This is a genomic window from Bacillus sp. EB600 (assembly GCF_024494385.1).
Classification (GTDB): domain Bacteria; phylum Bacillota; class Bacilli; order Bacillales; family Cytobacillaceae; genus JAEVLT01.
In genome coordinates, this window is record NZ_JAEVLT010000073.1 from 1 (window position 1) to 7,159 (window position 7,159).

General features: G+C 33.8%; 6 protein-coding genes and 1 pseudogene. 3 read left to right on the forward strand and 4 right to left on the reverse strand.

The window, feature by feature from the left end; all coding sequences use genetic code 11:
- Nucleotides 1-178 precede the first annotated feature (178 nt).
- Nucleotides 179-952: a hypothetical protein gene (locus JN080_RS27915; protein ID WP_256239211.1), complete on the reverse strand. Its 774-nt coding sequence runs from the start codon at nucleotides 950-952 to the stop codon at nucleotides 179-181.
- Between the two features lie 126 nt (nucleotides 953-1,078).
- On the opposite strand from JN080_RS27915, the pseudogene JN080_RS27920 reads away from it, so the two are divergent.
- The 3 genes and pseudogenes from JN080_RS27920 to JN080_RS27930 form a co-directional block, all read left to right on the forward strand.
- Nucleotides 1,079-1,631 (forward strand): annotated as a pseudogene (locus JN080_RS27920) (tyrosine-type recombinase/integrase); the annotation flags it as partial.
- Nucleotides 1,632-1,938: 307 nt separating this feature from the next.
- Nucleotides 1,939-2,385 carry a hypothetical protein gene (locus tag JN080_RS27925; protein ID WP_256239212.1) on the forward strand — a complete coding sequence of 149 codons (447 nt, stop codon included), beginning with the start codon at nucleotides 1,939-1,941 and terminating at the stop codon, nucleotides 2,383-2,385.
- A gap of 947 nt (nucleotides 2,386-3,332) precedes the next feature.
- Nucleotides 3,333-4,340 carry a DUF3231 family protein gene (locus JN080_RS27930; RefSeq protein WP_256239213.1) on the forward strand — a complete coding sequence of 336 codons (1,008 nt, stop codon included), beginning with the start codon at nucleotides 3,333-3,335 and terminating at the stop codon, nucleotides 4,338-4,340.
- On the opposite strand, the gene JN080_RS27935 is transcribed toward JN080_RS27930, so the two are convergent.
- The 3 genes from JN080_RS27935 to JN080_RS27945 all read right to left on the reverse strand — a co-directional run bounded on the left by JN080_RS27935 (nucleotide 4,270) and on the right by JN080_RS27945 (nucleotide 6,992).
- Nucleotides 4,270-5,259, reverse strand: coding sequence for a hypothetical protein (locus tag JN080_RS27935; RefSeq protein ID WP_256239214.1), 990 nt, complete (start codon nucleotides 5,257-5,259; stop codon nucleotides 4,270-4,272). The genes JN080_RS27930 and JN080_RS27935 overlap by 71 nt on opposite strands.
- Nucleotides 5,260-5,885: 626 nt before the next feature.
- A complete protein-coding gene (locus tag JN080_RS27940; protein ID WP_256239217.1) occupies nucleotides 5,886-6,182 on the reverse strand; it encodes a YciI family protein in 297 nt (98 codons plus the stop codon).
- Nucleotides 6,183-6,362: 180 nt separating this feature from the next.
- Nucleotides 6,363-6,992: a DUF421 domain-containing protein gene (locus tag JN080_RS27945; protein WP_256239215.1), complete on the reverse strand. Its 630-nt coding sequence runs from the start codon at nucleotides 6,990-6,992 to the stop codon at nucleotides 6,363-6,365.
- Nucleotides 6,993-7,159 lie beyond the last annotated feature (167 nt).

Here is a 7,159-nt window from a genome sequence, read left to right on the forward strand (position 1 = left end):
CGAACAAGAAAAATGACCGCCGCAGCGATCTTTGTCTTTAGCTCTTGCACCCTTTAGTTTAAGTATAATTCTCAACTCATCTTTACAAATGTATATTCAGCTTGATTTCTGCTAAACTTATTTAACTTAATTTAAAAATCGACATATACTTCTTTTAGGTGGATAGTTATACGTTTTTTTACTTTTGATATTTGGTATCGTGTAAATGATATGTGTTTTTATAATCCTCCAAAATTTTAATTTCATCTTGGAAGCTTGTACTTCTATCCACAGAATAACCCATTACCAGTATCATTTCAGCTGCATTTTGCAGTATTGCCTCCCCATTCATTAATTGGGATGGTTTGAAATTTTGTAAAGCCTTATTTAACTCTTTAGAGCTAAACTCAAATGATTCAGATTTGTATTGTGTATATATAGTCTTTTGAATCGTGCGAATATAGTTAAATACATATTCCCCAAACTCGTATGATTCATCTTTAGTGGGAATCATTCCCTTATGTAAAACACTATTTCTAAATTTGTTTTGTTTATCAACAAAAATAAGTGGAGCTTCTTTAAAATGATTAATAAACATCGAAGAAAAAGCCCCTAATTGTCTTTCTGAAAAATTTTTAAATTGTTTTTTCCATAGTTCCGCAGATATCTCTTCATCTATGCCATTTAAATGCCAAATAAATTTAATCGCCCATTCTCTAAACCTCTCCACTGATGCGATAAAACATCCCACCGCTTCGAAGTAATAGCCATCCAATAAAGCATTTGCAGCCATTTGGAATAATATTTGATACTTATCATAAGCAGTTATTGCTGTTGTCTCATGTCCTTTATAACAAGTAAAATTATAAACGCCTTCTTCACTTACAGGGACTTTATAGAACTGAAAATCTTGAGGATCAGGCGGATTTTGACTTAATCTAATACACTGACTACAAGTAATATATATATTCAATTTTTCTCCCCCTCAATTTCTATGTAATTTAATCCTACCACAATTTCGTAAGGTTTAGAGACTACCCCCATCTTAAACCATTCTGATCCTTTAGCTTAATAATTACTGCGGTTTTAATCTCGTTAAGAACCTGAAAGCGGAAAACGAATCCCTAAATATTTGACTGAAATTGAAATTGAGCATTTACGAGAAGCCTGCTGTACCCCTATGGAAAAGGCTCTGCTTGAATTCATGTTCTCCACTGGATGCCGAATAGGAGAAATCGTTTTCTTAGATAGAAGCAGAATTAATTGGTCAAGCCGTTCCGCCGTTATAAGAGGCAAAGGCGATAAGGAACGGGAGGTTCTATTTTAATATTCGCTGCGAAATTTGGTTAAAACGTTACCTGTATAGTCGTGAAGACCGGGATCCTGCTATTTTTGTCACGGAACGCGATCCCCATCGAATGAGCATTGCCCAGATGCGATACATTATTAAACGGATTTCCAATCGTGCCGGCATCAATAAAGACATACATCCGCACCAACTAAGGCACAGCTATGCAACCCACCTTTTGAATAACGGAGCACCTCTGGATGTAATTCAAAGCTTATTAGGTCATGAAAAGAGTGAAACGACCAGGATTTATGCCCAATTAAGCGGAAATATAAGACAGGAACTGTATAGGAAATATTTTTAGCTAATAAACGAAAATAAGCAACGTATCATGGATTGCGTTGCTTTGTTTCACTCTTGCACCCGTTACTTTAAGTATAATCCTTCACAATCTCCCAATCTTCTCTGTCAACCTTATTAACAAATTCTTTTATTTAAATTGCAACATCTTAATAGCCTACTTCATCAACTTTTTCAATTATGATACAAACCCCTAAACATTTTCTATTTTTATAAAATAACAGACTTAAGGTATTTTTTTAGTTAAAATAATCTTGAGATAAGAATAATAGAAAATAGTGGATATATCACTATTCTTTAGGAGGTTTTTGATGCAATTCTTTATTGAACTTTGGAATTCTATCAAAGAATCATTTTTACCAATCTTAAATGAAGGAAGCCATGCAGATACTTTAGCAATTGGTTTTGGTGTGACTGGTGGACTTTTAACAGTCGTGGGATTGCTCTCGATTTTTGTTTCTCTTAGTACTCAACACAGTTTACAGAAATGTAGGGATATTTATTTAGATATAAAATCAAAAGCCAAAGTTTGGGGTGATTTATCTAATTTCGCAATAGATTATTATCAATATGAAATCATAATGAAGGAAGGTATCCCTGATAAATTAACTAAGAGGATCATTATCATTACCATTGTATCTATTGTATTCGTCTTGTTTGTATGGTTTTTCTTACTTGTAATTTTAATTAGAAATATATTCACAATTTTATTGTTTACCGTTGCCTTTTTAATTTTAATGGGCTTTCTTTCCAGTTAATCACACTATTTAATACATCTAAAAAAATAGATTTACCCAAACCAGAGGCTTTTTTAGACTTTAAGGAGGATTCTATAGATTCAGGGCCTATTCTAAAACAGTTTATTGGAGCAACTGTTAGTTACTCCCCGAATATAGAAAAAAGTACAAGAATAAGTATTCATACAACTTTCCCATTTAAGTCGCTTAATATTAAATCGGCTCAGTTTATCATGAAGAATCTGATGAGGATGGAGGAGATTATATTGATGAAGTTAATTTTACTAAGTTGTCAGATAAGGAATTTTGTTCAGCAGTTATAAATAATCCTATAGTTTTTAACGGATTTGATGATTTTTCAGTGGATTATATATCTTTAAACTTAAATTTAACAGATTCAGAGTATATCTACATTGTTGAACTGAAAGGGAATGAGATTAAAAATAATCCTGACCAATCGGGAGCGATTATAGAATTACAATTAGATAGATTTTTTCGTGTACCCAACTTGTTTTAAAAAGTGTATGATGGCCTATACACAAATATTAGGGGCTTAGCCTGCTTTTTTGTTAGCTGTAGTAGGAGCATATGACCACCACAAGTTCCAGATTATAAATTAAAGTCATATGAAGAATAAATTTCTGTTAAAAGGAGTTCAATTGCTGAACTCTTTTTAACTTTATTTAATATAATTTTTGTTAAACTAAACTCCCTCGTTACATTCAATAAGAAAAGGCATTACCGTTGTTTCAGTAATGCACCCGATAGTTTAATTACAATATTTCACAAACTTTTTTTTAAAGTCCCCCATTTTAGTAGCTGAATATTTGAAAAGCCCTCTTAATTATGATATCTCCCTTGTCAAACCAAAAAATTATTAATTTTCCATGCAATATTACATAATTGATAAAAAAATACCAGATACTTGTTATAGAATATAAAATTAATCTTAAAAAGGAATTGATTATATGGATAATAAAAAGGCTGCAAAGTTAACTGCGGGTGAGTTAGCACACTGTTGGGAACAGTTAATGAATAATAGTATGTCAAATGTTGTTTTGGAGTATCTGACCTTAACAACAGAATTAGAAGAAGTTAAATCTCTTTGTAGTGAGGCGGGTTCTATTTCTAAAACTGCTGTACAATTTTTTGAATCTGTTCTACGAAGTGAAAACTATCCAATCCCCAAAGGCTTTAACATTAAAGATGATTTAAACCCAAATGCCCCTAAGATGTATACGGATGTTTTTATACTATTTTATTTAAATAATATGTCTAAAATTGGAATGTCCTTAACAAGTATGGCACTATCCGATTCAGTAAGGGAGGATATCCGTAATTTTTTCCATGAACAATTAAAAAACATTTCAAGTTTATTTGAACGTACAACAACTATTCTATTGGAAAAGGGAGTATTTGTAAGACCTCCTTCAATTACCTCCACTCATGAAACAAACCCAATTGCAGATAAAGGATTTTTGGGTAACTTCTTTAGTGATAATAGAGAATTAACGGCAAGAGAAGCAAATGAGCTACACAAAAATGTTTTTATGAATTATATTGGTAAAAACTTATTAATTGGATTTATTCAATCTACCTCTAATCAGCAATTAATGAGTTTATTGCAACATGGAAAAGAATTATCTTTAAATATTATAGACAAATTAGGTGATATTTTAGTTCAAAATGATTTGCCTATTTCAATGACTTGGGATACGAATGTTTTGGATGGTAAAACATCTCCTTTTTCAGATAAATTAATATCTTATCTATTAGACCAACTTAATCGTGATGGTATCGCCAGTTATGGGTATAGTGCAGCAGTAAGTATCCGGAAAGATTTAAAAACTACATATGCAAAGATAATTGCAGATGTGTATCAATATGAAGAAAATATAAAATCCTTTATGATAAAAAATGAGTGGATGGAGAAACCTCCTGTTGCACTAAATAGGGATAAGCTTGCTCAAGACTAAAGAAAAATAAAGCTACCAAAGTACGGTGTCCAGGAGTACTTCCAATGCCAGTGCCACTTTCATGGCTTTCGTTTCCGGGACCACTGTCGGGGCCACTATCAGGAGGACCGCTCCCAGGACCGCTTGATGGACCACGTTCAGGATCGCTCTCAGGTTCACTTCCCGGATTGCTACCGGGTTCACTTTCCGGGCTGCTTTCAGGTGTAGGACCTGAAAAACCATCATGATATCCCCCTTCGGTTTCCCTATCCATGCTTTTTTCAAGCTCCCATTGTACAACACCTACTATCACACATGCCCCTAATGCCCCCCATGGTCCTCCACCGGTTGCAAGCGTGACCATTGCTGCCCCGAAACATGCCCATCCGGCACGATCCAATTCAGCTCTTTCGTGTGGGGTCATGCTTGTGCTCGCTGTTGTCGTTGTATCCATATAATTAATTCGAGTTCTTGCTCCTTGTGCTACATCATGAAACATGGGCTCGAAGTAGCTTAATCCATTCTGCGGAAAGTCGCTTGCATACTTACTGAATAATGGCACCAAATTAGACTTATCTGTAATCTCAGTGTTAGCAGGGTGCATTGTTCCACCTATATCGGTTAACGTAGGTTGCACTCGGAACTTTTCATCTTGAGTCAAGCTAACATCAAAAACAAGAGATTTTTTATCAGTCTGCAACTGCCATTTGATTCCCTTGGTCTCGGAACTTGGTGCAATAGTAAATTTCAGGACAAGATGATTGTTTTCATAAAAAAGCATCGAAGAGTTATTTTCACCTGAAGATTCTACTTCAAGACGATTGTTTATGCCCTCTCTATCCATTCCTTCTGCTGTACGTAAAATTTTATTGTTGTCAAACTGGGCTGTAATTTTTGAACCATCGGGCGCTAAAAAGTCTTGGTGAAATGCGTAAGGCAAAATTTTGTCCTCCTTATACCAAATGTGTTTTGAACTTCCTATTCCCTACTCACTTAAATTAAACATTAAGGTTTGAGATTATGTAGAAAAAATCAGTAATCCCGCAAACTTGGTAATATGCTGTATGATAAGATAGGATAAAATGCTTTACAAGTAATCTCCGTCGCACCTCAAAATCGTGTTCCAATAGTTATTTTTAAATCTCGACCTTTAAATATTTACAAGTGTTAATTGTCCATAACAAAAAAAGGGAGAATATAATGCTCCCTCAATTTTTAATACTAATTATCATTTTTTTATAGATAATTGAAACCCCTACAAACTTACGCTTTTAACCGTCTTTTTGCCCTTATCAGTGTATTTTTACTAATGCCTGTCTCTTCCTCAACTTGTTTGTGTGAACGTGTTTTCAACGTAAAAGTCTGTCACTTTAGGAGTTATTTTGCATCAATTTTAAGCGGTATTTTGCACTATAAGTAAATATAAAAAAGTCCAATTTCTCAGCTAAAATTGAGAAATTGGACTTTTTTCGTTACTCCGGAAAAGCACCCTTTAGTTTAAGTATTCTTTTTCACAATCTATTTTATTTAGAGATGTCTTTAAAGATATTGTCAAACTAACAACAATCATTTAAAAAAATCTTCGAATTCTTCAGCATATTTCGATGGAGTAAACTCTATTAATTCGTATTCAGCCATATCATTTGAGTAAAATGGGTCTTCTTTAATTATATTTATTACTTGTTCTTTAGATGGCTGATTAATTAAAATAACACCACCAATAGGGGGATTTCTTCTCCCAGCAATTATAAAATTCCCTGATTTAAAATTTTTTTCTAAATAAAGACGATGTTCTTGTAAATATTCATCTACTTTTTCTAAAGGCTGTTTGTAAGTTAACAAAGCAATAAACAATAAGACCACTCCCTTCAAACTTTTCCATTTCAGTTTAGTATACACCGACAGACTTGTTCAACTAAACTGCCTCCGTTAGTCGAATATGAAAAAGCCGCCGAAGCGACGAACCTCTTGTGCTCAAGCCCCCTTTAGTTGAAGAACAATGCTTAGGTATGAGTTGTCCTAACGACAAAAAAGATAGCTTATTTAATGTATCTGAGGCATATTGTCCACAATGTCTCCCTCGTCATATGCTTCTTGAAATAATGGTGGCGTTTTCGCTTCAGACTGATTTTGTGATGAGGGACGAATACCATTTTGAGCTAATATGTCCAAAATTTTTTGAATATCTTCTTTGGTTGCAGGTGCTTTGTTTGGCTTTAGGGTAGTCGATATTTTACCATTGGACTCTAATATCGCCAATTCTACATCTTCGACATTACCTATGTTTTTTAGGCGAAGTGAACCTTGTAGCTCATTTGTCGTTAGTCTGGCTTTTTTTAGCTCTTCTAATTTCATCTGTCCATCACTAATTAGTACTGATGGTACTCCATTAATAAACTTTCTGGATTTTGGTATCCATATTTGTATTTTCGCTAATATTACAATTCCTATAATAAGCAAAGTTCCAGCATATATTGCTTCCCATTCATTTTTTAATGCTAAAGGTTGGATTAGTACAGCACCAATCGAAATCCTCAACACCGCTTCCGAAACTGTCGTTTCTGCAAGCGATCTCTTTCCTGCGATACGCAAAAGCATAATCGCAGCCAAAAAAATTAACAATGCCTTAAATATATAAGGTAAGGTAGGTAGATCGTCGAAAAAATCCATCATTTCTCTCATTCCTTTAAATTTTTTGTTATTATTTGTTAAATGCATACCTAATATGTAGATAGCTTTAAAAACTAGAAATAACAAAAAATTTACGTATAGGTGTTTTTTAGAGTAAGAATAATGGCGAATAACCTAGTTTCTACTTAAACTAGTCGAGTAGAAGGGAC

What these genes read in the sequence shown, in the direction of transcription:
- JN080_RS27930 (WP_256239213.1), top strand. Translation starts at nt 3,333, where the DNA reads ATGGATAATAAAAAGGCTGCAAAGTTAACTGCGGGTGAGTTAGCACAC.
- JN080_RS27945 (WP_256239215.1), bottom strand. Translation starts at nt 6,992, where the DNA reads ATGATGGATTTTTTCGACGATCTACCTACCTTACCTTATATATTTAAG.
- JN080_RS27925 (WP_256239212.1), top strand. Translation starts at nt 1,939, where the DNA reads ATGCAATTCTTTATTGAACTTTGGAATTCTATCAAAGAATCATTTTTA.